This window comes from Enterococcus sp. HMSC072F02, from assembly GCF_001837725.1.
Classification (GTDB): domain Bacteria; phylum Bacillota; class Bacilli; order Lactobacillales; family Enterococcaceae; genus Enterococcus_B; species Enterococcus_B lactis.
Window position 1 is genome coordinate 1 of sequence record NZ_KV833962.1, and the last position, 522, is coordinate 522.

1 protein-coding gene is annotated in these 522 nt (G+C 42.9%); it reads left to right on the forward strand.

Annotated elements, in window-relative coordinates:
- Positions 1–94: 94 nt before the first annotated feature.
- A partial coding sequence (locus HMPREF2731_RS08425; protein WP_176747859.1) for a transposase occupies positions 95–522 on the forward strand: 428 nt, incomplete at its 3' end.

Genomic DNA, 522 nt, shown 5'->3' on the forward strand with positions numbered 1-522 from the left:
GAGAGTGTAAAATATTTTGTGTAAATAGAAAAAAGGAAGTCCCTTCTGTAGAATAGAGTTACCACAACACATTCACAGAAAAGAGGACTTCCATATGAACGATTTTACTACAGAAATTCTAAAGACTCTAGCGAACAAAGGCGATTTGAATGAATTATTCCGTGTCCATTTGGAAAAAGCTGTCAATACGCTTCTCAAAACGGAGTTAACGGCTTTCCTCGATTACGAAAAGTACGATCGCATTGGTTTTAACACGGGTAATTCTCGTAACGGTTCCTATGACCGTACGGTCAAGACCGAGTACGGGGAACTTCATCTCCAGATTCCGCGCGACCGCAACGGCGAGTTCAAGCAACAGACTGTTCCTGCTTATAGACGGACGAATGATACCTTAGAGGAGACCGTCATTCACCTCTTCCGAAAAGGTATTACCATGTCGGAAATCGCAGACTTGATTGAGAAAATGTATGGGCATCACTACACGCCCCAAACCATGTCCAACATGACTAAAGTGCTGACTGA